Genomic DNA, 23,137 nt, shown 5'->3' on the forward strand with positions numbered 1-23,137 from the left:
GCGACTTCGTGCGTGATCCACGCATGTCACTCGAGCAGAGGCTGAGCAGGCAGATCACGAGCGGGGACCAGGTATGGGTCAGCCTGCGCGACAGCGGGCTGCCACGCGAGCAGGTCGAGGCCATGGCGGGCCATTACGGCCGCGAAGTCATCTGGCAATGCACGGACGACACCGACCAGTGGCTGCTGATCGGCGAGCCCGGAGCCAGCCCGGTCCGCTCGTCGGCCCCGCTCGTGCCGTTCACCCTCATGGCGGCTCTGCCGTGGTTGGCGGTCATCCTGTTCACCGGCGCCTTCGTCTACTTGCTCAGCGCAAGACGGTGATCAAGATCGCGATCGACCTTCACTGGCTTTCGCCGTTCCTCATCGGGCAGATGGCCGCGACCTACGGGTACCGCTACACCGGTTTCGCACCCAATAATCTCAACGCGGTCCTCGTTTTCTTGAAAAGATCCTGAGCGTAGGTGCGGCACGAACGAGGGGGTCAGGATGTCGGCCAAGCAAAAGTGGGTCTCCGCTGACGATAGTGCGCGGCTGGCAGCCCTCTCGGCACACGGGGTCGTGATCCACCGGACCGAGCACATGCGGCTGTTCGGGGAGCCAGGCGACGAGCTGGTCCGTCAGTCGGGGTTCCCGGCTCACCGGATCGTGGTAACCGTCTTCAGGCTGTCGCCGCTGCTGGCGGCTATCGGGCTAGCACTGAAATTCATCGAAGCAGCCAAGCCGATGGGGCAAGTCGTGATCACCGTCGCCACCTGCCTCTTCGCGATTTCAGCGCTGCTGCCCTACTTCATCCCGGAACGCACCCGCCTCGCCTGGCTGGCTCGCGAGTTCAACGGCAGGCCAAAAGTCCAGATCGGACTCAACGGCCTGCCGCCGTACGCAGCCGACGAAATCGCCGCCGCGTACGGCTACCACCCGCTCAAACCGAACCAGGCAGGCCTGGCACGGCCCTATGTCACCGACACCCCGAGGTCGTGAGTGGTATTGCCGGTTCTAACCGGCCGTACCACTCACGAGGCCTTGCAGGGTCTCGATATGCTTGGCGATCACCGCGCTCATGGCGAAGTTCTCGTTGACCAGCTTGACCGCGGCCTCGGCGATGTCGCGGGACTCGGCCGGGTCCTTGATGGTCTCGATGAGACGCTCGGCCAGCTGGTCCGGGGCGTGGGTGTCGACCAGGTGGACGTTGCCGCGGTCGACCAGCTTGATGTCGAGGAAGTTGTCCTCGCGCACCGCCGCCACGACCGGGACGCCCGCCGCCATGCTTTCCAGCGAGGCCGTGCCGAAGCCGTAGCCCTGGAGTTCGTGGCACTCGACGTTGGCCGCCGCGAGGTAGTGCGGGATGTCGGCCTTCGGGACCGCTCCGGTGGTCACGACGGCCTTCTCGACGCCGAGCTCGCGGGCGCGGTGGAGGAACGCGTCGAAGTAGATTCCGCCCACGACGACGAGCTTCGCGTCCGGGACCTCGCGCAGGACCTCGGGGAGCGCCTCGACCAGGCCGAGCCGGTCGCGCAGCGGGATGACGTGGCCGGTCGACAGGATGATCGGGGCGTCGCCGAGCTCGTGCTTGTCACGCATCAAAACCGGGTCGCCTCCGCGGACCCACTCGGGGTCGACGCCGACCGGAATCGGGACCATGCCGGTGATGCTGCGCTTGTACTTCTTCTCGATGTACTCCTGCATGTGGACGTCCATGACCACATACGTCGGCTTGTAGCGGCGCATGAACGGCGCCACCATGAACCGGTCGAGCAGGTTGAAAACCGCCTGGTACAAGCGAGACGGGCTCTGCAGTCGCGTGTGGACACTCAGCAGGGTCGGCACGTTGTTCTTGCGTGCCCACAGTCCGCTCGCCCAGGTGAGGTCGAAGAACTGGCCGTGCTGGTGGATCACGTCGGGCTTGAACTCGTCGAGCACCTTCTTCATCCGGCGCGGCAGCGACGGGCGCGAGGTGAAGGCGATGTCGAAGTTCACCGCGAGGCGGGTCTCCGGCATGCGGAACGCCGGGAAGCGGACGATGCGCACGCCGTCGACCTCGTGGTCGGACGGCGCCTCGGCGTGCGCCGCCGTGATGACCAGCACCTCGTGCCCTGCCGCCGCGTAGCCCTTGGCCAGCGACTCGGACAGGTGCGCGCTGCCACCCACGCGAGGCGGGTAGAAGTTGTTGACTACAGCGATCTTCACTCGTGCTCCCCGTACTTGATGCTCCCGTCGGGAAGCACGGTGCCGACCCGCTTGGCAGGCACTCCTGTCACGACCGCGCCGGCAGGCACGTCCTTGGCCACGACCGCGCCCGCGCCGACCACGGCCCGGTCGCCGATCGTGACACCCATCAGCACCACCGCGTTCGCACCGAGGAACACGTTGTCCCCGATGGTCACCGGCGCACGGTCCACAGTGGAATACTCGCGGCCGGTCACGCACCGGCGCATGCTGCTGTGCGTGTAGATGTGCACCCCGGAGGACACGTCGCAGCCGCGGCCGATCTTCAGCCCGCCCGACCCGTCCACGATGGTGAACGCACCGATCCAGGTTCCCTCGCCGATTTCCGGATCGCCGCTGATCCAGGCGTGAGCGTTGTACTTGTTCGGCGGGAACCCGTCGGTCACTTGTCTTCGGCCGATTCCCGGACCAGCTCGCGCATGCCCTCTTCGACCGTGATCTTCGGCTCCCAGCCCAGCACCTCGCGTGCCCGCGTGATGTCGGCGGCACGGCGCGACACCAGCACGTCACGCTCGTTGAACTGCGGCTCGACGTCGACACCGACGGCGTCGATCAGGATCTTGGCCAGCGCGGCGATCGAGGTGTCGATGCCGGTGCCGATGTTGATCGGCAGGTTGGCCTGCTCCGAGGTCAGCGCCGCGACGACGGCGTGCGCCAGGTCGGTGACGTGCACGAAGTCCATCGACTGGTCGCCGCGGCCGTCGATGATCGGCGGCTGGCCGGCGCGCAGGCGCTTGATGAAGTGGTTGATGACCGAGGTGTAGTAGGCCTCGATCTTCTGGCCGGGGCCATAGACGTTGAAGAAGCGCAGCGCGTTCCAGGACAGGCCCTTCTGGCGCTGGTAGAAGCCCAGCATGTCCTCGCCGGCGCGCTTCGAGATGCAGTACGGCGTGAGCGGGCGCAGCTCGTCGTCCTCGTGCATCGGCAGGCGCTTCGGGTCGCCGTAGACCGAAGCGGTCGACGCGAACACCACGCGCTCGACGCCCTCGTCCGCGGCGGCGGCGAAGACGTTGTGGTTGCCGATCATGTTGATGTCGATCGACTCGTGCGGGTCGGCGATCGACTTGTTGATCGAGACGGTGGCGAAGTGGATCACGTGCGAGCAGCCGCGCATGGCCTCACGCACCGCGCCGCCGTAGCGCACGTCCTTCTCGACCAGCTCGACCTTGCCGGTGGCGACGAACTCGTTGACCCTGGCGCGGTCGCCGCGGGTCATGTTGTCGAAGATCCGGACGGTGTAGCCGTTTTCGATCAGCAGCGGGATGGTGTGCGCGGCGATGAAACCGCCACCACCGGTGAAGAAGACCTTCTTGTCGGACATTTCGCGCTTTCTCCTAGTCGGTCTCGCGCTGTTCTCGGTGCCTTTGAAAGAGCGGGTTCAGGACAGTGCGGTCACGGCTTCACGGACGGTTTCAGCGACCCGTTCGACCTGGGGATCTGTGAGGTTGGCGTGCATCGGGATCGCCAGGTGGCGGCCGAAGATGTCGGCCGAGACGGGCAGGTGCTCGTTCTTCCCGTACAGCGGCTGGACGTGCGAGGCGTAGGTGCCGAAGTTGCACTGGACGCCCTGCTCGCGGATGCGCAACGCCAGCGCGTCGCGGCTGATCGCGGGGTCAACGGTGAGGATGTAGGCCTGCCACGGGTGCTCGCGGTCGGGCAGCTCCACCGGCACGGTCAACCCGGCGAGTCCCTCGAACGCCTCGTGGTAGCGCTTGGCGACCGAGCGCCGCGCGGCCAGCAGGTCCGGCAGGCGGTCGAGCTGGACGTTCATGATCGCGGCCTGCACGTCCGAGAGCCGGAAGTTGTAGCCGAGTTCGTGGAAGCTCGGGATCGGCAGCTCGCCGGAGCCTTCGCGGGTGATCGCGGGCTCGATGCCGTAGGTGTGCAGCTTGCGCGCGTGCTCGATGAGGTCGCCACGATCGGAGACCAGCGCGCCGCCTTCACCGGCGGTGATGCCCTTGCGGCCGTGGAACGAGAAGGCCGCCAGGTCGGCGAGGCTGCCGGCCGGGCGCGTCTTGTACGTCGCGCCCGCGGCGCAGGCGGCGTCCTCGAACAGCCAGAGGCCGTGCTTGTCGGCGATGGCGCGGTACTCGTCGAAGTCACCGGGCTGGCCCGCCACGTCCACGGCGAGGATGCCGACCGTGCGCGGGGTGATCAGCGCTTCGATCGACGCCGGGTCGGCGCTCCAGATGTCCGGGCGGACGTCGGCGAACACCGGCGTCGCGCCTGCCTGGAGCACGGAGTGCCCGGTGGCCGGGAAGGTGTAGTCGCCGACGATGACCTCGTCGCCCGGCTTGACGCCGAGGACCTTGAGGCCGAGGAACAACGCGGACCCGCAGTTGCTCGTGGTCAGCGCGTGCGCGACGCCGGCCGTCTTCGCGAAGCGTTCTTCGAACTTGCGGCAAGCAGGGCCCGCACCGGCGAGCCACCCGGAACGGAAGACCTCGGCCACTGCGGCGAGCTCCTCGTCTCCGACGGTCGGCTGGCCTAGGGCGATCGAGTCAGACATACCTCTCCCGTTGCGTAGGGACGCCGCGAAGTGTATAGAGCCGATCTCGCGCAACCGGGGGCGGGCCGCTGATCAGCCATGGTTCGGGAGCGTTTCCTACGCTGAGCTTTAGACTCTCGGCATGCGATTCGGTGTGCTCGGCCCGACCGAGGTACTCACCCAGTCGGGCGACCGAATCGCCGTCGGCGGGCCACGGGTGCGGACCCTGCTCGCACTCCTCGTGCTCGACGCCGGACGGGTCGTGTCCCCGGAACGGCTCATCGACGGCATGTATGGGGAGTACCCACCGGACGGCGTCGCGAACGCGTTGCAGTCCCAGGTCTCCCGCCTGCGGCAAGCACTCAAAGCGGCTGGCAACGTGGTCGAGTTCAGCGCGGCCGGCTACCGGCTCGCGGCCGACCGCGACAACGTCGACGCGCACCGCTTCGAGCGGCTCGCCGAGGAAGGCCGCCGGGCGCTCAAGGCGGCCGATCACGCCAAGGCGGCGGAGACGTTGCGCGAGGCGCTGGCGCTGTGGCGGGGGCAGCCGTTCGCCGACATCGCGGACGCGCCGTTCGTCGAGCCGCAGATCGCGCGGCTGACCGAGTTGAAGCTGACCGCGACCGAGGACCGGATCGAGGCCGAACTCACCCTCGGGCAGCATCGGGACCTGGTCGCCGAGCTGCAGGAGATCGTCGCGGCCAACCCGTTGCGCGAACGGCCGCGCGCCCAGCTCATGCGGGCTTTGCACGGCAGCGGACGGCAGGCCGACGCGCTCGCCGCGTACGACGACGCCCGCCGCACACTCGCCGACGAACTCGGCGCCGACCCCGGTCCCGAACTCGCCGAGGCGCATCTGCTGGTGCTGCGCGGCGAGCCGGAAGCGCCCGCCGCCGTCGAAAACGTGCTGCCCGCGCAGTTCACCAGTTTCGTCGGCCGCGACGAGGAGTTGCGGCGCGTCGGCGAACTGCTGGAGCGCGGCCGTCTCGTCACGCTGACCGGCCCTGGCGGCACCGGCAAGACCAGGCTGGCGATCGAGGCCGCGAGCAAGGCGCGTTCGGTCGGTTTCGTCGAACTCGCGCCGCTCGCGAGCGGCGCCGACGTCCCGCAGGCCGTGCTCGCGACGCTGGGCCTGCGCGAGGCCGCGTTCGCGATTCCGCCGCAGGGCGGCAACGCACCGCATCAACCGACGGAACGCCTGGTCGCCGCGCTCGCCGAGCGCTCGATGCTGCTCGTGTTCGACAACTGCGAGCACGTCATCGACGCCATCGCCCAGCTCGCCGCGAGACTCCTCGCCACCTGCCCTGGCCTGCGCATCCTCGCCACCAGCCGTGAACCGCTCGGCATCACCGGCGAGCTGATCGCGCCGGTGCCCAGGCTGGCCGTTTCCCCGCCGGGCACCCCGGCCGAAGCCGCGCTCGGCTACCCCGCCGTCCGGCTGTTCGCCGACCGCGCGTCCGCGGGCCGCGCCGATTTCACGGTCACCGACGAAACGATCGGCGACGTCCAGCGCATCTGCGCGGCACTCGACGGCCTGCCGCTCGCGATCGAACTCGCGGCCGCGCGCGTGCGCTCACTGCCGCTCGGCGAGATCGCGGTCCGCCTCGACGACCGTTTCCAGCTGCTTTCCCGAGGCAGCCGCACGGCCGTGCCCCGCCACCGGACGCTGCGCGCGGCCGTCGAGTGGAGCTGGGAGCTGCTCGACGCCGAGGAGCAGCAGCTCGCCCGCAGGCTGACCGTGTTCTCCGGCGGCGCGACCCTCGAAGCGGCCGAGGAGATCGTCGGCGTGCCCGACACGGTCGACGTGCTCACCGGCCTGGTCGACAAGTCGCTCGTCGAGGTCAACGGCGACCGCTACCGCATGCTCGAGACGATCCGCGCCTTCTGCACGGAGAAACTCGTCGAGCACGGCGAGGCCGAAGACCTGCGCGGCGCGCACGCCGAGTACTTCCTCAAGCTCGCGCAGACCGCCGACCCGTATTTGCGCACCGGCGAGCAGCTGATCTGGCTGAGCAGGCTCGACGCCGACTACGAGAACATCCTCGCCGCGCTCCGCTGGTCGACCGAGTCCCAGACGGATCTCGCGTTGCGGCTGGTCAGCTCGCTGTGCCGGTACTGGTGGATGCGCGGCAGGCGGTTCGAAGGCGCGATGCTGTCCATCGAACTCGCCAAGCGCGTCGGCCCGGTGCCGCCAGCGGACCTGCGCGAGGAATTCCTGCTGTGCGTGCTCAGCGCGATGACCGGCATGCACGACTACGAGCCGCTGCGCGAGCACATCGCGGTGGTCGAGGCCTACGGCCAAGAGCCGCCGTGGATCCCGAAGCAGCCGATGCTCACCATGCTGCAGGCCGTCGTCGTCGGCCCGCCGGAGGAGGGCAGCCCGCTCCACGAGTGGGAGATCGAGCTCATCCTCGGCTCCGACGACTGGAGCCGCGCGCTGGTGTCGATGGGCACCGGCCTGCGCGCCCAGATGGCGGGTGAGATCGCCAAGGCCGAGCGCTGCCTCGCGGAAGGTCTCGTCAAGTTCCGCGCGGTCGGCGACCGCTGGGGCATGTCGATGTCACTCGACCACCTCGCCGAGATCGTCGCCTGGCGCGGCGACTCGGACCGCGCGCTGAACCTGATGAACGAGGCACTCGACCTGCTGCGCGAGATCGGCGCCACCGACGACACGGCCGAGCTCCTCGTCCGCCGCGGCGAAGTCCGCGCCCGCTTCGAAGACGTCGACGGCGCCCAAGCCGACTTCACCCTGGCCATCGACCTGGCACGGCGCACCGGACTGCCGGAAACCCGCGCCGCCGGCCGCCTCGGCCTCGCCGAGCTGGCCCGGCTGTCCGGCGACCTGCCGTCGGCCCGCTCGCTCGGCGAGCAGGTGCTGGCCGAGTGCCCGACCGGCGGCTTCACGGCGGACGACGTGCGTTCGCGCACCTATATCTCTTTGGGCCGCGTCGCGGAGGCGGAAGGCAACTTCCTCGAGGCGACGGCTCACGAGCGCAAGGCGCTGGAGTCGCCCTACACCCGGCGGAACCGGATGGTCGCGGCCAGCGCGGTCGAGGCGGTGGCGGGCGCGATGCTGCTGGACGGCAACGCGGAGCACGCGGCGTTGCTGCTGGGCGCGGCCGTCAGCCTGCGTGGGGCGAGCATCGCGGGCGACCCGGATGTGGCGCGGGTGCGTGCCGGGGCGGTCGCTCAGCTGGGGGTCGAGGACTTCGAGCGGTCTTACGAGGTCGGGCACGGCCTGCCGACGACGAAGGCGCTGACGATCGCGGGTCTCACGAGCTAGACGACCTGAAGTCGCCTTGTCGCTTGACTGAACGGGTTGTCGGGACAGTCCTCGGCAAAACCCGCCAGGTCCGCGATCTCATGATCGGTGAGTCCCTTGGCCCGAAGAGCCTCACCGATCGCAGCGACGAGCTGCGGCGTCTCCGGCGCGAGATGCTCGCTGTCGGGCTCAGAAGTCTTCCAGCCCCTGGCGTTCATGGCCTTGTAGAAACTGGTTCGTTCGGCTGTCGACACTCGCTCAAGCGTGTAAGCGCGCTCGAAGAGTGCCTGCATCGAAACTCCCCACACCCGCTTCAGATCGCGCAGCCTGCCCAGTGTCGCCGGGAGCAGGTCAGGTTTGATGACGTGAGCGGGCATCAAGAATTCGGCGGCGAATTCGTTGGCTTCGCGCTCCGGATCCTCCGTCGCGACTCCGTTATGCAGCACCAAATGGCCGAGTTCATGAGCCAAGGTCAGCCTCTTGCGATCGACCGGTGCGGCGCTGTTGATCAAAAGCACCGGGTGGTCCCCGATCCACTGTGACAGGCCGTCGATCCTCGAAGTCCCGAAATCCTCTTCCAAGACGATGCAGCCTGCCGACTCGAGCCAGCGGGTCACCTGCCGCACCGGCCCGATCGGCAGGCGCCATTGGGCGCGCACCATCAACGCGGCTTGGCTGGGCGTCGTATCGATGGGATCGAACGTGGGAACCGTCTGTTCGGCGCGCATCGAGACTTCCTCGAACAGCACTGACAGGTGCAACCGGTAGGTGTTGAGCTTCGCTTCCAGCCTCCGCCACGCCGACGCCTTGGTCGTTCGCTGCCGCCTCATGTGCGCATCCACCGCAAGCGCACCACGAACAGCGTGGTCGCGGAGAAGGAACCGCCGCGAGACACCCAGCGCCTTCGCGAACCGCTCAAGCACGTCGTCGTCCGGCATGCGCTGGTCGTTCTCGTACCGAGACAACGCGGCCTGTGTCACGTCAGCCTGAACACACAGGTCAGCCTGAGTCAGGCCACGAGCGCGGCGAAGTGTTTCCAGCACGTCGCCTATACCTGTCATGTAGCTTCCTCTTCGTCCTGTGCCACCGCCTCGTACAGGTCGATCTGCGGTAGCGACGGGTCGACCGGGGTCCACGTTATGGCAGTGCCGGCCATGCCGGGCGCCGCGTCGACCTCGACAGCCCAAATCGCGTCGGAATCCAGTCCATCGCGCAACGAGATGATCGTACTGCCGATCTGACGCTCCTCAGGGTCCCAGCGATAGCCGAACCCCAACCGAACTTCCTCCATTCCCTCCAAGGTGTCCGACTGCGCCCAGAAAGCCAGCGCGGCCTTGGTCGCGTAAGAACGAATACGATCCCGCATGGTGTGGCGCTTCACCCTGGCGCGGTACCGCATACCTACGGCTACCTCACGCGTGACCCCCTGGTCGGCCAGCTCAACGGAGTCGACATCGGAGAGCGCCCTCCTCAGATGCGCCCACAGTCGGTCGTGGATCCAGTTCGACAAACCGCGATCACTGCTGTCCGCGACCCACGCTGGAAAGACCTCGCGGTACTCAGCCAGATCAGACCGAGTCGCCTTGGTCGCGTCCACCAACGCGGTCACGACCTTGTCGCCCAAGTCCTGAAGAACGTCATCTGCCGCTGGGTATGAAAACATACCAGAAAATATACCGGCCTAGGCCAGTCGGATCCAGTGATGTCACCCTTCCGAGTCACCCGGCAAACCGGCTCGCTGACGATCTTAAACTGTTGTCTTAGACAATTGTCAGCATTTGGTGCGTGGACGGTCAGCGTGACCGGCAACACTCCTCACCATGACGAATCCAACGCTCAGCAGCGCCCGCAAGTGGGGCACCCTGGTCATCTGCTGCCTCGCCCAGCTGCTCATCGCGCTGGACATGACGGTGCTGCACTTGGCCATCCCCGCCATCTCGGGCTCGCTCAAACCGTCCGCCACCCAGGTCCTCTGGATCGCCGACATGTACGGCTTCGCACTCGCGGGCCTGCTCATCACCATGGGCAACATCGGTGACCGGATCGGCCGCAAGAAGCTTCTGCTCATCGGCTCGGCCGTGTTCGGCATCGCCTCGGTGCTGACCGCGTACGCCAACGGGCCCGAGATGCTGATCGGCGCCCGTGCGCTGCTCGGGGTCGCCGGCGCGACGCTCATGCCGTCGACGCTCTCGCTCATCCGCAACGTCTTCACCGACCCGAAGGAGCGCACCGGCGCGATCGGGGCGTGGAGTGGGGTGGCCGTGCTGGGGATCGGCTTCGGGCCGGTCATCGCCGGAACCCTGCTGGCACACTTCTGGTGGGGCTCGGTCTTCCTGATCAACGTGCCCGTCGTGCTCGTGCTGCTGATCGCAGGCTTCTTCGTGCTGCCGGAGTCGCGTAACCCGAACCCCGGCAGGCTGGACGCGCTCAGCGTGCTGCTGTCGGTCGCGGGGATGCTCGGCGTCGTCTACACGATCAAGGAGATCGCGGCGAGCGGGTTCAAGCACACCGACGTGATCGTGGCCGCGGTCGTCGGCGTCGTCTCGCTGGTGCTGTTCGTGCACCGGCAGGGCAAGCTCGACGAGCCGCTGATCGACGTGAAGCTGTTCGCCCAGCGTGCCTTCAGCGCGACGATCGGCACCACCGTGGTCGCCATGTTCGTGCAGCTGGCCCTGTCGCTGGCGCTGGCGCAGTACTTCCAGCTGGTCGTCGGCTGGTCGCCGCTGAAGTCCGGACTGGCAGGCCTGCCCGGCATGCTGGGCGCGCTGACCGGTGGCACGCTCGCCGGTGTCTTCGTCAGCAAGTTCGGCCGCCGCGCCACCGTGATGCTCGGCTGCGTGCTGTCGTCGACGAGCTTCGTGCTGCTGGCGCAGACCAAGGTCGACGTGAACTACCCGTACCTGGTGCTGTGCGTGGTGCTGTGCGGCTTCGGTGTCGCGATGATGCTGACGGTCGCCACGGACACCGTGCTCGGCGTGGTCCCGAAGGAGCGGGCCGGTGCCGCGTCGGCGATCTCCGAGACCGCCAACGAGCTCGGCGGCGCGCTGGGCATCGCGATCCTCGGCAGCGTGCTCGGTGCGATGTACCGGACGAACCTGCAGCTGCCGGCCGACCTGCCCGGGAACGTGGTGGAGCCGATCAAGGAGAACATCGGCGCCGCCGTGGCCACCGCCTCGCAGCTGCCGGGTGACCTGGGCACGCTGATCGTCAACACCGCTCGCCACGCCTATGTCGACAGCCTCGGGATCACCTTCTACGCCTGCGCAGGCTTGATGGCGGCGCTCGCGGTCAGCGTGTGGTTCACGATGCGCGGGGTCCCCAAGGTCATCGAGACCGAAGAGGACGCGGTCCCGGAGCCGGTCACCGCGTGAGCACGCGTAATCTGATCGATCGTGCGTAGCGCAAGTGATGTCGTGGTGATCGGCGGCGGGATACTCGGACTGGCCGTGGCCTGGGAACTGACCAGGCGCGGCACGGACGTGACCGTGCTGGAGAAGGAAGACCACTGGGCGGCCCACCAGACCGGGCACAACTCGAACGTGGTCCACGCCGGGCTGTACTACAAGCCCGGCTCCTTCAAGGCCAGGATGTCCACCGCGGGCAACCGATCCATAGTGGACTTCGCCAGGCTCTACGGGGTTCCGGTCGAGGTTTGCGGAAAGCTCGTCGTCGCCACCAGCGACGACGAGCTTCCTGCGTTGCAGGTGCTGGCGGACCGCGCGGAAGCCAACGGCGTGCCCGCGAAGCTGATCTCGCCGAGCGAGGCTCGCGCGTACGAGCCCGAGGTCTCCTGTGTCGGGGCGCTGCGGGTGGAGTCCACCGGCATCATCGACTTCCCCGCCGTCTGCGCCGCGCTGGTCCGGCTGCTCGACGAGACCGGCGCCGACCTGCGGCTGAGCACCCCCGCGCTCGCCATCCGGTCGACCGACCGCGGGGTCGAGGTGGCCACGGGTGACGACGTGATCCGCGCCGACGCGCTGGTCAACTGCGCGGGCCTGCAGTCGGACCGGGTCGCCAGGCTCGCCGGGCTGACCCCGTCCGCGCGGATCGTGCCGTTCCGCGGCGAGTACTACGAACTCAAGCCGGAGCGCCGGAACCTGGTGCGCGGCCTCATCTATCCGGTGCCCAACGCGTCGCTGCCGTTCCTCGGCGTCCACCTCACCCGCATGCTCGACGGCAGTGTGCACGCCGGCCCGAACGCGGTGCTCGCGCTGAGCCGTGAGGGCTACGGCTGGGGCGACATCTCCGCGAAGGACCTCGCCGAGGTCGCGCGTTTCCCCGGGCTTTGGCGGCTGGCGCGCAAGTACGCCTACCCGACCGGGCTCGACGAGGTGCGCCGCTCGTTCTCGAAGAAGCGCTTCGCGAAGAGTCTCGCCCGGCTCGTGCCCGCCGTGCAGCCGGAGGACATCGTGCGCCACGGCTCCGGCGTGCGTGCGCAGGCGCTGCTGCCGAACGGCGCGCTCGTCGACGACTTCCTCATCGAGACGGCGCCGCACCAGGTGCACGTGCTCAACGCGCCGTCACCGGCCGCGACGAGCGCGCTGGAGATCGCGAAGCACGTCGCCGATCAGGTCGCTTAGCTCGGCAGATTCGGGGTGACGACGGGGATCGCGGCCTTGACCAGGTCGCAGATCTTGGCCTTGTCGTCGAGGTATCCGCTGGTGAGCATCACCGACGAGGTCGGGCTGACCTCGAGCGAGGCGTAGCAGCTGACGCCGTCCTCGCCGGGGTCGGAGAAGAGGGTCCACTTCTTGCCGCCCGCGTCGACCGCCTCGCCGCCCTTGTCGAGATACGGCCATTCCTTGGCGGGCTTCGTGAGCCCGAACCAAAGATCGAGCGGCTTCTGCTTGCGATCGCCGTCGGTGTCCGGCCACTCGCAGCCCGGCTGCTCCGGCTTGGTCTTGCCGAGCTCTTCCATGCCAGCCGAGGTGAGCCCGAGCGCCGTGAGCTGATCCGGCTTGAGCATGTCGCACGCCTTGACATTGGCGAGCGGGCTCGGCGGCGCGGATGCCGAAGTCGAAGGACTCGGCAAGGACGTGACAGGCGTGCCGCCCAGGTGCGACGAGACCAGTGGCGCGGCGGCCTTGGCGACGTCGCAGGACTTCTCCGGCGCCGTGAGGTTGGTGCCGAGCAGTTCGACGAAACCGCCTTCGGTCCTGGTCATCAGCGAGCAGAACGCGTCGCCGAACGGGTTCTTGTAGTGCGTCCACTTCAGGCCGCCGAACTGGAGCTCCTCGGCGACCTGGGCGCCGTTGTAGTACTGGTCAACGGTGATGTCCACGCTCCAGGTCACGGTCACGCCGTCGGACGTGCCGTTGGGGCCCTTGAAGTCGCAGCTGGGCGGCAGCTTGCGTGCCTTGTCGGCCTTCGTGAACTTGCCCTGCGGACTGACGCCCACCGCCTTCGCCTGCTCGGCCGTCAGCAGCGAGCAGGGATCCGTGACCTGTTCGATCGGGCCCTGGCCCGGCTTCGGCTTCGCGGAACCGACGACCGTGGTGGTGCAGGCCGCCAAAAGCGTCAGTCCCGCGAGTGCCGCTGCCAGCTTGATCTTCACGCGATGCACCCTAACGCAGTAACGCTTAACGCACTGGCGAAAGGATTTCTTTGCCGCCGATGAACGGGCGCAGCGCCTCCGGCACGCGCACGGAACCGTCTTCCTGCTGGTGGTTCTCGAGGATCGCGACGATCCAGCGGGTGGTCGCCAGCGTGCCGTTGAGCGTCGCGACGGTCTGCGGCTTGCCGTTCTCGTCGCGGTAGCGGATGCCGAGCCTGCGTGCCTGGAACGTGGTGCAGTTCGAGGTCGAGGTCAGCTCGCGGTACGCGTCCTGCGTCGGGATCCACGCCTCGCTGTCGTACTTGCGCGAGGCCGAGGTGCCGAGGTCGCCTGCCGCCGTGTCGATGATCCGGTAGGGCACCTCGATCTTGGCGAGCATCTGCTCTTCCCAGTCGAGCAGCCGGGCGTGCTCCGCCTCAGCGTCCTCCGGCTTGGCGTAGACGAACATCTCGACCTTGTCGAACTGGTGCACGCGGATGATGCCGCGGGTGTCCTTGCCGTACGAACCGGCTTCGCGGCGGTAGCAGGACGACCAGCCCGCGTACCGCATCGGACCATCCTTGAGGTCCAGGATCTCGTCGGCGTGGAACCCGGCGAGCGGCACCTCCGACGTGCCGACCAGGTACAGGTCGTCGTCACGCAGGCTGTACACCTCCGACGCGTGCGCGCCGAGGAAACCGGTGCCTGCCATGATCTCCGGCCGCACCAGCGACGGGGTGATCATCGGGACGAAGCCGTTCTCGACGGCCTGCGCGACGGCCATGTTCAGCAGCCCGAGCTGCAGCTGGGCGCCGATGCCGGTGAGGAAGTAGAACCGCGAGCCCGACACCTTGGCGCCGCGCTCCATGTCGACGGCCTTGAGGCCTTCCATGAGCTCGAGGTGATCGCGCGGGGTGAAGTCGAACTTCGTCGGCTCGCCGACGGTCTTGAGGACCACGTAGTCGTCCTCGCCGCCTTCGGGCACGTCGAGGTGAACGAGGTTCGGCACCAGGCGGTGCAGCGCCTCGAACTCCTCGGACGCCTGCGTCTGCTCGGCCTCTGCGGCCTTGACCTGCGCGGAAAGCTCCTTGCCCTTGGCCAGCAGCGCCTCGCGCTCCTCCCCCTTGGACTTGCCGACGAGCTTGCCCAGCGACCGTTGCTCGGCGCGCAGCTTGTCGGCGGACGCGATCGCGGACCGCCGCTTGGTGTCGAGGGAGAGCAGCTTGTCGACCACTCCCTCGTCCTCACCACGCGCGCGCTGCGAGGCGCGCACGGCATCCGGGTCTTCGCGCAGAGTCCTGGGGTCAATCACGCGGGCTAGGTTACTCGGGGATAAAGCGGGCTTTATCCCGGGCGCTTTCCCCGGGATAAAGCCCGCTTTATCCCGTCCTGAAGCGGACCACTGCCTCCGCGAGCGCCACACCTGCGTCTTCCTGGAGAAAGTGCCCCGCATCCGCGATGACGGGATGCTCGAGGCCAGCGGCGCCCGCCATCACCCGCTGCAGGATCGGCGACATCGGACCGGTGATCGGGTCGCTGTCGGAGAACGCGCACAGGAACGGCAGATCCAGCTTGGTCAGCGTCGCCCACGCGGCGCGGTTCGCCTCGGACGCCGGGTCGTCGGGGCTGTTCGGCACCAGGCCAGGCATCGCGCGCGGGCCTGACTTGTACGTCTCGTTCGGGAACGGCGCGTTGTAGGCGGCCAGCACCTCGGGGGCCAGCTTCGTCCGGCAGCCGGACTGCACGAACCGGCCGATGTCGAGCACCGGCGCCTTTTCGACGGCCTCGCGGAACGACCACCAGACGTCCGGCATCCGCGTGTCGCCGGTCGGCAGCCCGGTGTTCGCGGCGACGACCGCGGCGAACCGGTCGGCGTTCTCGGCGACCAGGCGCAGCCCGATCAGCCCGCCCCAGTCCTGACCGACCAGGGTCACGTCGTGCAGGTCGAGCACGTCGAACGCCAGCTCACGCATCCAGCCGACGTGACGCTCGTAGCTGTGGTCGCCGGTCGACACCGGCTTGTCGGAGCGGCCGAAGCCGACGAGATCCGGCGCGATGGCGCGGAACCCGGCCGCGGCCAGCACCGGGATCATCGTGCGATAGAGGTAGGACCAGCTGGGCTCGCCGTGCAGCAGCAACACCGGTGGACCTTCACCGGCCTCGACGTAAGCGACCCGCACCCCGTCGGAGAGATCGACGTAGTGCGGGTCGTAGGGAAAGTCGGTCAGGTCGGTGAACCGGTCGTCCGGCGTGCGGAGAAGTTTCACCTACCCGACGGTAGTGTCAGGAGATCGCGACGGCCACCACGAGACCGAGCGCGATGTGCACGGCGGCCACCACGATGCTGGCCGGCGCGAACTGCTCGCTCTCGATCGTCGAGCCGACGTCGATGCGGGTCGCCCACTCCAGCAGCCGCACGGCGAGCACCTGGACCACGATCCCGATCAGGCCGTAGACCAGCGAGGTGATCAGGCCCTCGGTCAGGTCGCTGGCCGAGTTCGCGATCGCCACCACGATGATGAACGCCATCGAGAGCATCCCGGAGGCGGTCACGATGACCGCGTTCGGCAGGCCGCGGGTGATCAGCTTCGCGAGCTTGCCGGGAGTGGTCCAGTCGATCGCCCAGAACCCGGCGAACATCAAGATCAGCCCGACCACGCCGTACAGCAGGATCGCGCCGATGCCCCGGACGAGGTTGCCACCGAAGTTCTCGGACAACGCGAGGGTGGTGTGCACTGGGATCTCCCGGTCATTCAGGTCTCAAGTGGACGGTGATGCTTCTATCACGACTCGGGGATCCTATGTGGGACAAATGCGGCACCGTCATCGGTAACGAGACCAGCTGTTTCCCTGATGCCGAGCCCGGCCGCGTTGTCGCCAACCACCCATGCGCCCAGCGCCGGCCGGAAGCCGTTGAACTCCGGCAGCGGGTCGAACGCCTGGTAGACGAACCCTTCCGCGCCGTAGACGCCACCGGTCTGCGTCTCATAGCCGGGGGCCACGATCGACACGTTCGCGCCCTCACGGCCCAGCTTCGGCTTGCGCACGTACTCGGTGAGCAGGCCGGGGTCGTCCAGGAACGCGGGGAGCAGGTTCGGGTGCCCCGGGTAGTTCTCCCAGAGGATCGCCAGCAGCGCCTTGTTGGAGAGCAGCATCTTCCACAGCGGCTCGACCCAGAGCGTCGCGGGCAGTGACTCGACGGCGAACTTGCCGAACTCCTCCTCGACCAGCCACTCCCAGGGGTAGAGCTTCACGACCGTGTTGATCGGCGCCTCTTCGAGGTCGACGAACCGCCGCAGCACGGGGTCCCAGCCGAGCTCCTCGATGGCGAGGCCGACCGTGTCGAGCCCGGCCTCGGCGGCCGTCTCCTGCAGGTACGCGGTGGTGACGTGGTCCTCGCCGGTCGGGTCGGCCGTCGACCAGGTGAAGTGCAGCTCCTTCGACGGCAGCCGCTCGCCGACCTCGCCCCAGCGCTCGACCAGCTTCTCGTGGATGGAGTTCCACTGGTCGTCGTCGGGGAAGACGTCGGTCTTCCAGTGCCACTGCACGACGGCGGCCTCGAGCAGCGAGGTCGGCGTGTCGGCGTTGTACTCCAGCAGCTTCGCCGGGCTCTTGCCGTCGTAGCGCAGGTCGAAGCGGCCGTAGGTGTGCGGGTCCTGGCGGCGCCACGACTCCGCGATGTGCGGCCACACCCACTCGGGGATGCCGAAGTCGCGGTAGCGCTCGGTCAGCACGACGTGCTCGACCGCGTCGAGGCACATCGAATGCAGCACCTCGACGTCCGCCTCGACCGAGAGGATCTCGTCCATCTCGAAGACATAGTGGACCGACTCGTCCCAATACGGCCGTGCCTGCCCGGTGCCATAGCGCGCGGGAGTGCCGAAAATCAGGCCCTGTTCTTCGACGATCCGCTGCCAGTCCCGCCGAGGGGTACTGGAATCCCTACGCACTTACGAGCCCCCGCTCTTGCCGCTGGTGCCGCTGCCACTGCTGCTCTTGCCACTGATGCCGAACCCGCCGCGCTGGACGGTCTTGCCGGATTTGGTGTTCACGGTCGTCCGGCCGGACGGCGCGTCGTACGAGCCGCCGCGCACCGGCTGCCCGACCAGGCCCTGCCCGCCGTAGTTGTAGCGGTACTGGTTGTAACCACCGCCGCCGGGGATCGGGATGAAGAAGAAGCCACCGGAGTGGTAGCCGCCGTGACTCGACACGTAGGTCTCGTCGCAGTCGTTGTCGTCACGGACGATGCCGCTGTTGTCCGTGCAGACCGCGGTGACACTGCCGCGCGGCGCCGCGACCGAGTAGAAGGTCGCGATCAGCCCGACCAGGCCGACCGTCACACCGCTGCCGATCAGGATCTTCCGCTTGGTCGCCGACTTGCCCTCGGCGACCTGAACTTCCTGCTCGTTCTGCTGTTCCTGGGCGAGCGCCTGCTGGCGGGCGCGCTGCTCGGCCAGCGTCGGCGGCCGCACCTGAGTGTTCTCGTCCTGAAAACGCATGGACCCCCGCCGAGGTGGTTCGGGCGGTTGCTGTCCCCCGTAGCTCTGGTCATCCGTCATCGAACGCTCCCAAATCGCATGAAGTCACATCAACACTAGTCACCCGGCTCGCGCGATGTGCGAGCAACGCGGGCATCATGGAGTAGATGTCTCAAGAGCCTGGACGGTTTCGCTCCCCGAGGATCGCGCTGCAAGCGGTGCGTACTCGCCTGGTCATGGCGGGTGCGTTCGTCGGCGCGCTGATCGCACTCGGGCTCAATGTCGCGTTCTCGTGGACCGATGACGCCGCAGGCGGCAGCGGGACAGGACCGGGCGGCGGCAAGCTGTCGCCCGCCGCGGAGGAGGCGTTCAAGTCTCCGGCGGGCAGTTGCCTCAACTGGAAGCAGAAGGACGCCGCCGACGTGCACATCGTGCCGTGCGGCGAGCCGCACCTGTTCGAGGTCACCAGCGTCGAGGACATCGGCGGCCAGTACCCGAAGGGCGCGCCGACCCCGGACATCCCGACCTGGGAGCGCATCGCCCAGGAGCACTGCACGGGCAACGCGAAGAACTACCTCGGCAAGCCGCTCGACCCGTACGGCAAGTTCACGGTCAACATCCTGCGCCCGACGGCGGCGCAGTGGACGGCGGGCGACCGCCAGCTCCGCTGCGGTCTGCAGTGGACAGGACCCGGCGGCTCGCTGCAGAAGCTGACCGGCTCGGCGAAGGACCAGCAGCAGTCACTGGTCTGGGAGCCGGGCACGTGCCTCGCGCTGACCGGCAAGACCTTCGGCGACCCGACCGACTGCGCGCGCGAGCACTCGTATGAGATCATCGCCAAGCTCGACCTGAAGACGAAGTTCCCGGACAGCTACCCGTCGCAGGACGACCAGAAGACCTGGCTGGACACCGAGTGCACCAAGGCCGCCGCCGACTACACCGGCGGCGCCGACCTCGGCGAGAAGAAGCTCATCCTCACCTGGGACACCCGCGAGACCGAAAGCTGGGACGCGGGCTCGACGCTGGTCAACTGCAAGGTCGCCGCGAAGCTCGAAGACGGCAGCGGGCTCGCCGCGGTGACCGGCAGCGTCAAGGGCGGCCCGCAGGGCGACGCCCCGCCTGACGCGTCCTCGGCCTCGCCGACGCCGACCAGCGGCGGCTGACCCGATGCCCGTGGAGATGACGCGCCGCCGGTTCGAGGAACTGGTGTCGGAGGCACTCGACGAGCTCCCGCCCGACTTCGCCCGCGCGATGGACAACGTGGTCGTGCTGGTCGAGGAGTTCAACGAGGAAGAGCCGTCGATCTTGGGGCTGTACCACGGGATCGCGCTGACCGAGCGCCGCACGGACTACGGCGGCGTCCTGCCGGACCGCATCTCCATCTACCGCGAACCCATCCTCGGCATGTGCGAGTCCGAGGACGAGGTGGTCGAGGAAATCCTGATCACCGTCCTGCACGAGATCGGGCACCACTTCGGCATCGACGACGCCCGCCTCCACGAGCTCGGCTGGGGCTGACCCAGCGAAGCCCGAAAGTGGCTTTCGTCAGGTCTTATCTGACAAAAGTGGCTTTCGGGGTATGACACCTGACAAAAGCCACTTTCGGGAAACGAACCTCGCCTAGGCGGGCGGCGGATGACAGGGTGGGGCGATGCTCAAGCTTCTGGACACCCTGGCCGACCGGACGCTCGTCCCGGGTTACACCAAGCTCGGCTATCGACTGCGCAGCAAGGGCTGGGCGCCGCTGGAGAGCATGCGGGGCAAGCGGGTACTGGTGACCGGGGCGAACAGCGGGCTAGGACGCGCGGCCGCGACGAAGTTCGCGGAGCTCGGGGCGACGGTTCACCTGGGAGTGCGGGATCTCGCCAAGGGGCAACAGGCCAAAGAGGAGCTGGCGGCCAGGTTCCCCGACGCCGAGATCCACGTCGAACTCTGCGATATGTCCCTTGTGGACACCGTCAGGGAGTTCGCGACCGAGTTCGTGGCCAGGCACGACACGCTCGACGCGCTCGTGCACAACGCCGGGGTGCTGCCGCCGAGCAGGCAGGAGACGCGCGAGGGCAACGAAGTCACGCTCGCCACGCATGTGCTCGGGCCGTTTCTGCTGACCGGAATGCTGGTGCCCGCGTTGATCAGGGCCAAGGGCCGGGTCATCTTCGTCAGCTCGGGCGGGATGTACAGCCAGAAGCTCTACGACCAAGATCCTCAGTTCCGCCAAGGGAAGTACCGCGGCGCGACCGCCTACTCCAGGACCAAGCGGATGCAGGTGGTGCTCGCGAGCCAGTGGGCCGAACGGCTCAAGGGTGACGGGATCACCGTCCACAGCATGCATCCGGGCTGGGCGGCGACGCCAGGGGTCAGCGACTCGCTGCCCGGGTTCGCGACCGTCATGGGACCGCTGCTGCGGGACGCCGACGAGGGCGCCGACACCGTGGTGTGGCTGGCATCCGCACCGGAAGCCGCACGGGAGACCGGCCTGTTCTGGCACGATCGGGCACCCCGGCCGGAGCACTATTTCCCGTGGACTAAGGAATCCGCAGCCCAGCGCGCCAATTTGTGGGCTTTCTGCGAGGAAAACACCGCAGGAACATGATCGGAAACTCGTAGTGAAGACTCAACCACGCTGAGAGACATTCTACGGTAGCCTAACGCACAGTCAGTGAACGACTCCGACTCGTGCTGGGGAGGCACAATGAGCGAAGCCGTGAACTCCGGGACGGACCGAAGACTTCTTTGGTTGCTGTCGTCGAGCGCGGTCTCCAATCTCGGCGACGGCATCGGCAAGGTGGCGTTCCCCTTGCTCGCCGCCACGCTGACCCGTGACCCCGTGCTCATCGCCGGGCTGTCGGCGACCCAGTTCCTGCCGTGGCTGCTGTTCGCGCTGGTCGCGGGCGCGCTGGTCGACCGGATCGACCGTCGCAAGGCGATGATCTACGCCAACCTCGCGCGGGCGCTGATCGTCGGCGCGATGGCCGTGCTCGTGTCCACCGGCGGCGTGACGATCGCGGTCGTCTACGTGGCGGCGTTGCTGATCGGCACCGCGGAGACCCTCGCCGACAGCGCGGCCAACGTGCTCATCCCGGCCGTCGTCGACCACGACCGGCTGGAGAGCGCCAACAGCAAGCTCCAGGCCTGCGAGATCGTCGGGCAGACGTTCCTCGGCGGGCCGATCGGCAGCGCGACGTTCGCGCTGTTCGCGGTCTTCCCGTTCCTGCTCAACTCGGCCGGTTTCGCCTTGGCGGCCGGGCTGCTGATCGCGCTGGCAGGCTCGTACCGCGGCAAGACGAACGCCGAGCCGACGCGGCTGCGCGCGGATCTCGCCGAGGGCATCGGCTGGCTCGTCCGGCATCGGCTGATGCTGCGGCTGGTGGTCATCGCCGGACTGGTCAGCCTCACTTCCGAGCTGGCGCAAGCACAACTGGTGCTCTACGCGCTCGAGGACGCGAAGCTGAGCGAAGCGACCTTCGGCTTCTTCGCGCTCATCGGCGGCGTCGGCGGGCTCGCCGGTGCCGCGGTGGCGCCGAAACTGATCAAGCGGACCAGCCGCGGCTCGGTGCTGAGCAGCGGGATCGTCTGCTGCGGACTCGGCATCGGCGGAATGGGCCTGATCACCCAGCCCGTGGTGTCGGCGACGTTGTTCGGCCTGTTCGCCGCGGCGATCGTGGCGGTCAACGTCGTGCTCGGCACGGTCCGGCATTCGGTGGTGCCCAGCGAGTTCCTCGGCCGGGTGCTCGGTGTCTGGCGCACGGTCGTCTGGGGCGCGGTGCCGGTCGGCGCGCTGCTCGGCGGACTGCTGACCCGCGCGCTCGGCACGTCGAGCGCGACTTTTCTCGTCTCCGGCGTGCTGCTGATCGGCATCGGCGGGTTTTCCGCGACGGCGTTACGGACGTTTTCGCTGGACGTCCGTCCGGTAACAGCCTGCGCACAACCGTGAATTAGTGCGATCGGCCCGATGAATTACGGGCGTTTTGGTGCTGAAATATCAGCCGACCCTGCAGCAGGGAGGCGCACCATGGACGTTGCCGCCGCTCCGGAGACCGATATGGCTCCGGATGAGGTCCCGGCTTCCCGAAGACCACTGGTTTTGGCCGGGGTAATCGGTTTCGCGATCGGCAGCGGGATCTTGGCCGTGCTGTGGGGAGCTTCCGCGTCGAGCGCGGGCGCGATCGACGACGCCAAGGCCGCCTGCGAAACCCTGGACCGGATGGGCGAACTACCGGTGACCATCAGCCGTTCGCAGACGAGTCTGCTGGCGCCAGGGCTTATTCACCAGGTCACGGCGGCGCGCGAGCTCGCGGCCGCCGCGGCCGAGGCGAACAAGAACTACCAGGAGCTGTCCAACCATGTCGACGCGGTGAGCCGCATGGTGATCAGCCTGCACTTCAACGAGACCGCCGGGCACAAGCATTTGGAGCAGGCCAAGCAGCTCTGCGCGCGCATTTAGGCCTTGTGCACGGTCTTGACGGTCAGCTGGTTGCCCGGGATTTCCTTGCCGGCACAACCGGTTCCGGGTGCCGGGACGAAGTTCGACGCGGTTTCCTGCGGCAGGTAGACGCGCAGTCCCTTGACCTCGGTCGGACGGCAGGCGCCAGGGTCGAAGTTGCGCACCTGGACGAACCCGATGTCGGCGGCGGCGGACTGGCCGTTCGCGAGGGTGACGGCCTCGCCCTTGGTGCCGTCGCGGAACGCGTCCTTGCCGACCTGGTGGCCGTCCTCGCCCGCGACGTAGGAGATGCCGGGGAAGCCCTGGATCGTGCACGGCTTCCCGCTGACGTTCTTGATCAGCAGCGGCCGGTACACCGTGCCGGCGGCCCCGTCCCCGGTGCCGAGGCTGAGCTGCACGTCCTTGGCCTTGCAGAGCCCGTCATCGGGCTTGGGCGCCGCCTGTTGCACGGTCGACGTAGGCGCGGCGGAGCTGGACGGGCTCTCCGATGAGGACGGAGAGGATGGAGCGGGACTGGACGACGGCGGTGCGGCCGGGTTGTTCGACGGACTGTTCCCGCAGGCGGCGAGCGCGGCGGCCAGCGCCACCGATCCCGCGACCATCCCGACGCGCGTGACTTTGGTTCGCACCATGGTCTTTCGCCTCCCTGTGCTGGTGAGGAACTACTGGGTAGACGTCCAGCCCGTGTCCGGGTTGCACCTGTTCCC

Annotated in this window: 24 protein-coding genes; 11 read left to right on the forward strand and 13 right to left on the reverse strand. The window is 68.0% G+C overall.

Features of this window, described 5'->3' with window-relative positions:
• The first annotated feature begins 23 nt into the window (after positions 1 to 23).
• From BLV57_RS41000 to BLV57_RS41005, 3 genes are read left to right on the forward strand one after another with little or no spacing between them, the layout of a single operon-like run.
• Complete coding sequence (locus BLV57_RS41000) at positions 24 to 323, forward strand: hypothetical protein (protein WP_091299741.1); 300 nt, start codon at positions 24 to 26, stop codon at positions 321 to 323.
• The gene (locus tag BLV57_RS43565; RefSeq protein ID WP_176969036.1) at positions 320 to 457 is read left to right on the forward strand and encodes a hypothetical protein; all 138 of its coding nucleotides are present in this window, start codon (positions 320 to 322) and stop codon (positions 455 to 457) included. Before BLV57_RS41000 ends, BLV57_RS43565 begins: the two co-directional genes overlap by 4 nt.
• A gap of 31 nt (positions 458 to 488) precedes the next feature.
• Positions 489 to 980: a hypothetical protein gene (locus BLV57_RS41005; protein ID WP_091299744.1), complete on the forward strand. Its 492-nt coding sequence runs from the start codon at positions 489 to 491 to the stop codon at positions 978 to 980.
• 15 nt (positions 981 to 995) lie between these two features.
• On the opposite strand, the gene BLV57_RS41010 is transcribed toward BLV57_RS41005, so the two are convergent.
• From BLV57_RS41010 to BLV57_RS41025, 4 genes are read right to left on the reverse strand one after another with little or no spacing between them, the layout of a single operon-like run.
• Positions 996 to 2,186 carry a glycosyltransferase family 4 protein gene (locus BLV57_RS41010; protein ID WP_091299746.1) on the reverse strand — a complete coding sequence of 397 codons (1,191 nt, stop codon included), beginning with the start codon at positions 2,184 to 2,186 and terminating at the stop codon, positions 996 to 998.
• On the reverse strand, positions 2,183 to 2,611 hold the full coding sequence (locus BLV57_RS44310) for an acyltransferase (RefSeq protein WP_091299749.1): 429 nt from the start codon (positions 2,609 to 2,611) through the stop codon (positions 2,183 to 2,185). Before BLV57_RS44310 ends, BLV57_RS41010 begins: the two co-directional genes overlap by 4 nt.
• Positions 2,608 to 3,546 (reverse strand): NAD-dependent epimerase/dehydratase family protein, encoded by a 939-nt coding sequence (locus BLV57_RS41020; RefSeq protein WP_091299751.1) that lies wholly within the window; start codon positions 3,544 to 3,546, stop codon positions 2,608 to 2,610. Before BLV57_RS41020 ends, BLV57_RS44310 begins: the two co-directional genes overlap by 4 nt.
• Positions 3,547 to 3,603: 57 nt before the next feature.
• Positions 3,604 to 4,734: a DegT/DnrJ/EryC1/StrS family aminotransferase gene (locus BLV57_RS41025; protein WP_091299753.1), complete on the reverse strand. Its 1,131-nt coding sequence runs from the start codon at positions 4,732 to 4,734 to the stop codon at positions 3,604 to 3,606.
• Between the two features lie 121 nt (positions 4,735 to 4,855).
• Between BLV57_RS41025 and BLV57_RS41030 the strand changes: the two genes are divergently transcribed.
• Positions 4,856 to 7,996, forward strand: a complete 3,141-nt coding sequence (locus BLV57_RS41030; RefSeq protein WP_091299755.1) for an AfsR/SARP family transcriptional regulator — start codon at positions 4,856 to 4,858, stop codon at positions 7,994 to 7,996.
• On the opposite strand, the gene BLV57_RS41035 is transcribed toward BLV57_RS41030, so the two are convergent.
• Positions 7,993 to 9,018 (reverse strand): helix-turn-helix domain-containing protein, encoded by a 1,026-nt coding sequence (locus BLV57_RS41035; protein ID WP_245757735.1) that lies wholly within the window; start codon positions 9,016 to 9,018, stop codon positions 7,993 to 7,995. The two genes, BLV57_RS41030 and BLV57_RS41035, sit on opposite strands and share 4 nt — an antisense overlap.
• 14 nt (positions 9,019 to 9,032) lie before the next feature.
• On the reverse strand, positions 9,033 to 9,599 hold the full coding sequence (locus BLV57_RS41040; RefSeq protein ID WP_245757736.1) for a hypothetical protein: 567 nt from the start codon (positions 9,597 to 9,599) through the stop codon (positions 9,033 to 9,035).
• 196 nt (positions 9,600 to 9,795) lie between these two features.
• Here BLV57_RS41040 and BLV57_RS41045 point away from each other — a divergent pair, with 196 nt between their 5' ends.
• A complete protein-coding gene (locus tag BLV57_RS41045; protein WP_091299762.1) occupies positions 9,796 to 11,346 on the forward strand; it encodes an MFS transporter in 1,551 nt (516 codons plus the stop codon).
• Positions 11,347 to 11,367: 21 nt separating this feature from the next.
• On the forward strand, positions 11,368 to 12,555 hold the full coding sequence (gene lhgO / locus BLV57_RS41050; protein WP_091299764.1) for an L-2-hydroxyglutarate oxidase: 1,188 nt from the start codon (positions 11,368 to 11,370) through the stop codon (positions 12,553 to 12,555).
• On the opposite strand, the gene BLV57_RS41055 is transcribed toward lhgO, so the two are convergent.
• From BLV57_RS41055 to BLV57_RS41080, 6 genes are all read right to left on the reverse strand, one after another.
• Positions 12,552 to 13,529 (reverse strand): DUF3558 family protein, encoded by a 978-nt coding sequence (locus BLV57_RS41055; protein ID WP_176969037.1) that lies wholly within the window; start codon positions 13,527 to 13,529, stop codon positions 12,552 to 12,554. The genes lhgO and BLV57_RS41055 overlap by 4 nt on opposite strands.
• Positions 13,530 to 13,554: 25 nt before the next feature.
• A complete protein-coding gene (gene serS / locus BLV57_RS41060; RefSeq protein ID WP_091299769.1) occupies positions 13,555 to 14,820 on the reverse strand; it encodes a serine--tRNA ligase in 1,266 nt (421 codons plus the stop codon).
• Positions 14,821 to 14,887: 67 nt separating this feature from the next.
• A complete protein-coding gene (locus BLV57_RS41065) occupies positions 14,888 to 15,775 on the reverse strand; it encodes a haloalkane dehalogenase (protein ID WP_091299771.1) in 888 nt (295 codons plus the stop codon).
• A gap of 16 nt (positions 15,776 to 15,791) precedes the next feature.
• Positions 15,792 to 16,244, reverse strand: a complete 453-nt coding sequence (locus BLV57_RS41070) for a DUF350 domain-containing protein (RefSeq protein WP_091299773.1) — start codon at positions 16,242 to 16,244, stop codon at positions 15,792 to 15,794.
• A gap of 47 nt (positions 16,245 to 16,291) precedes the next feature.
• The gene (locus BLV57_RS41075) at positions 16,292 to 17,458 is read right to left on the reverse strand and encodes a glutathionylspermidine synthase family protein (RefSeq protein WP_091299775.1); all 1,167 of its coding nucleotides are present in this window, start codon (positions 17,456 to 17,458) and stop codon (positions 16,292 to 16,294) included.
• Entirely contained in the window at positions 17,459 to 18,007 is a 549-nt protein-coding gene (locus BLV57_RS41080; protein WP_091299777.1) for a hypothetical protein, read from the reverse strand.
• Between the two features lie 146 nt (positions 18,008 to 18,153).
• Between BLV57_RS41080 and BLV57_RS41085 the strand changes: the two genes are divergently transcribed.
• The 5 genes from BLV57_RS41085 (at position 18,154) to BLV57_RS41105 (ending at position 22,430) form a co-directional block, all read left to right on the forward strand.
• On the forward strand, positions 18,154 to 19,149 hold the full coding sequence (locus BLV57_RS41085; protein WP_091299779.1) for a septum formation family protein: 996 nt from the start codon (positions 18,154 to 18,156) through the stop codon (positions 19,147 to 19,149).
• 4 nt (positions 19,150 to 19,153) lie between these two features.
• On the forward strand, positions 19,154 to 19,504 hold the full coding sequence (locus BLV57_RS41090) for a metallopeptidase family protein (RefSeq protein ID WP_091299781.1): 351 nt from the start codon (positions 19,154 to 19,156) through the stop codon (positions 19,502 to 19,504).
• Positions 19,505 to 19,637: 133 nt separating this feature from the next.
• On the forward strand, positions 19,638 to 20,579 hold the full coding sequence (locus BLV57_RS41095) for an SDR family NAD(P)-dependent oxidoreductase (protein WP_091299783.1): 942 nt from the start codon (positions 19,638 to 19,640) through the stop codon (positions 20,577 to 20,579).
• 99 nt (positions 20,580 to 20,678) lie between these two features.
• Entirely contained in the window at positions 20,679 to 21,920 is a 1,242-nt protein-coding gene (locus BLV57_RS41100; protein WP_091299785.1) for an MFS transporter, read from the forward strand.
• A 78-nt stretch (positions 21,921 to 21,998) separates the two neighbouring features.
• Positions 21,999 to 22,430: a hypothetical protein gene (locus BLV57_RS41105; RefSeq protein WP_245757737.1), complete on the forward strand. Its 432-nt coding sequence runs from the start codon at positions 21,999 to 22,001 to the stop codon at positions 22,428 to 22,430.
• On the opposite strand, the gene BLV57_RS41110 is transcribed toward BLV57_RS41105, so the two are convergent.
• Positions 22,427 to 23,062, reverse strand: a complete 636-nt coding sequence (locus BLV57_RS41110; protein ID WP_091299789.1) for a DUF4232 domain-containing protein — start codon at positions 23,060 to 23,062, stop codon at positions 22,427 to 22,429. The genes BLV57_RS41105 and BLV57_RS41110 overlap by 4 nt on opposite strands.
• Between the last annotated feature and the right edge of the window lie 75 nt (positions 23,063 to 23,137).

Source organism: Amycolatopsis xylanica, assembly GCF_900107045.1.
Lineage (GTDB): Bacteria > Actinomycetota > Actinomycetes > Mycobacteriales > Pseudonocardiaceae > Amycolatopsis > Amycolatopsis xylanica.

Bases quoted from the DNA above. Each gene is read 5' to 3' on its own strand.
- BLV57_RS41005 (WP_091299744.1), top strand. From the start codon at position 489: ATGTCGGCCAAGCAAAAGTGGGTCTCCGCTGACGATAGTGCGCGGCTG.
- BLV57_RS41000 (WP_091299741.1), top strand. From the start codon at position 24: ATGTCACTCGAGCAGAGGCTGAGCAGGCAGATCACGAGCGGGGACCAG.
- BLV57_RS41085 (WP_091299779.1), top strand. From the start codon at position 18,154: ATGTCTCAAGAGCCTGGACGGTTTCGCTCCCCGAGGATCGCGCTGCAA.
- BLV57_RS41080 (WP_091299777.1), bottom strand. From the start codon at position 18,007: ATGCGTTTTCAGGACGAGAACACTCAGGTGCGGCCGCCGACGCTGGCC.
- BLV57_RS41105 (WP_245757737.1), top strand. From the start codon at position 21,999: ATGGACGTTGCCGCCGCTCCGGAGACCGATATGGCTCCGGATGAGGTC.
- BLV57_RS41030 (WP_091299755.1), top strand. From the start codon at position 4,856: ATGCGATTCGGTGTGCTCGGCCCGACCGAGGTACTCACCCAGTCGGGC.
- BLV57_RS41020 (WP_091299751.1), bottom strand. From the start codon at position 3,546: ATGTCCGACAAGAAGGTCTTCTTCACCGGTGGTGGCGGTTTCATCGCC.
- BLV57_RS41090 (WP_091299781.1), top strand. From the start codon at position 19,154: ATGCCCGTGGAGATGACGCGCCGCCGGTTCGAGGAACTGGTGTCGGAG.
- BLV57_RS41045 (WP_091299762.1), top strand. From the start codon at position 9,796: ATGACGAATCCAACGCTCAGCAGCGCCCGCAAGTGGGGCACCCTGGTC.
- BLV57_RS41100 (WP_091299785.1), top strand. From the start codon at position 20,679: ATGAGCGAAGCCGTGAACTCCGGGACGGACCGAAGACTTCTTTGGTTG.
- BLV57_RS41025 (WP_091299753.1), bottom strand. From the start codon at position 4,734: ATGTCTGACTCGATCGCCCTAGGCCAGCCGACCGTCGGAGACGAGGAG.
- BLV57_RS41110 (WP_091299789.1), bottom strand. From the start codon at position 23,062: ATGGTGCGAACCAAAGTCACGCGCGTCGGGATGGTCGCGGGATCGGTG.
- BLV57_RS41095 (WP_091299783.1), top strand. From the start codon at position 19,638: ATGCTCAAGCTTCTGGACACCCTGGCCGACCGGACGCTCGTCCCGGGT.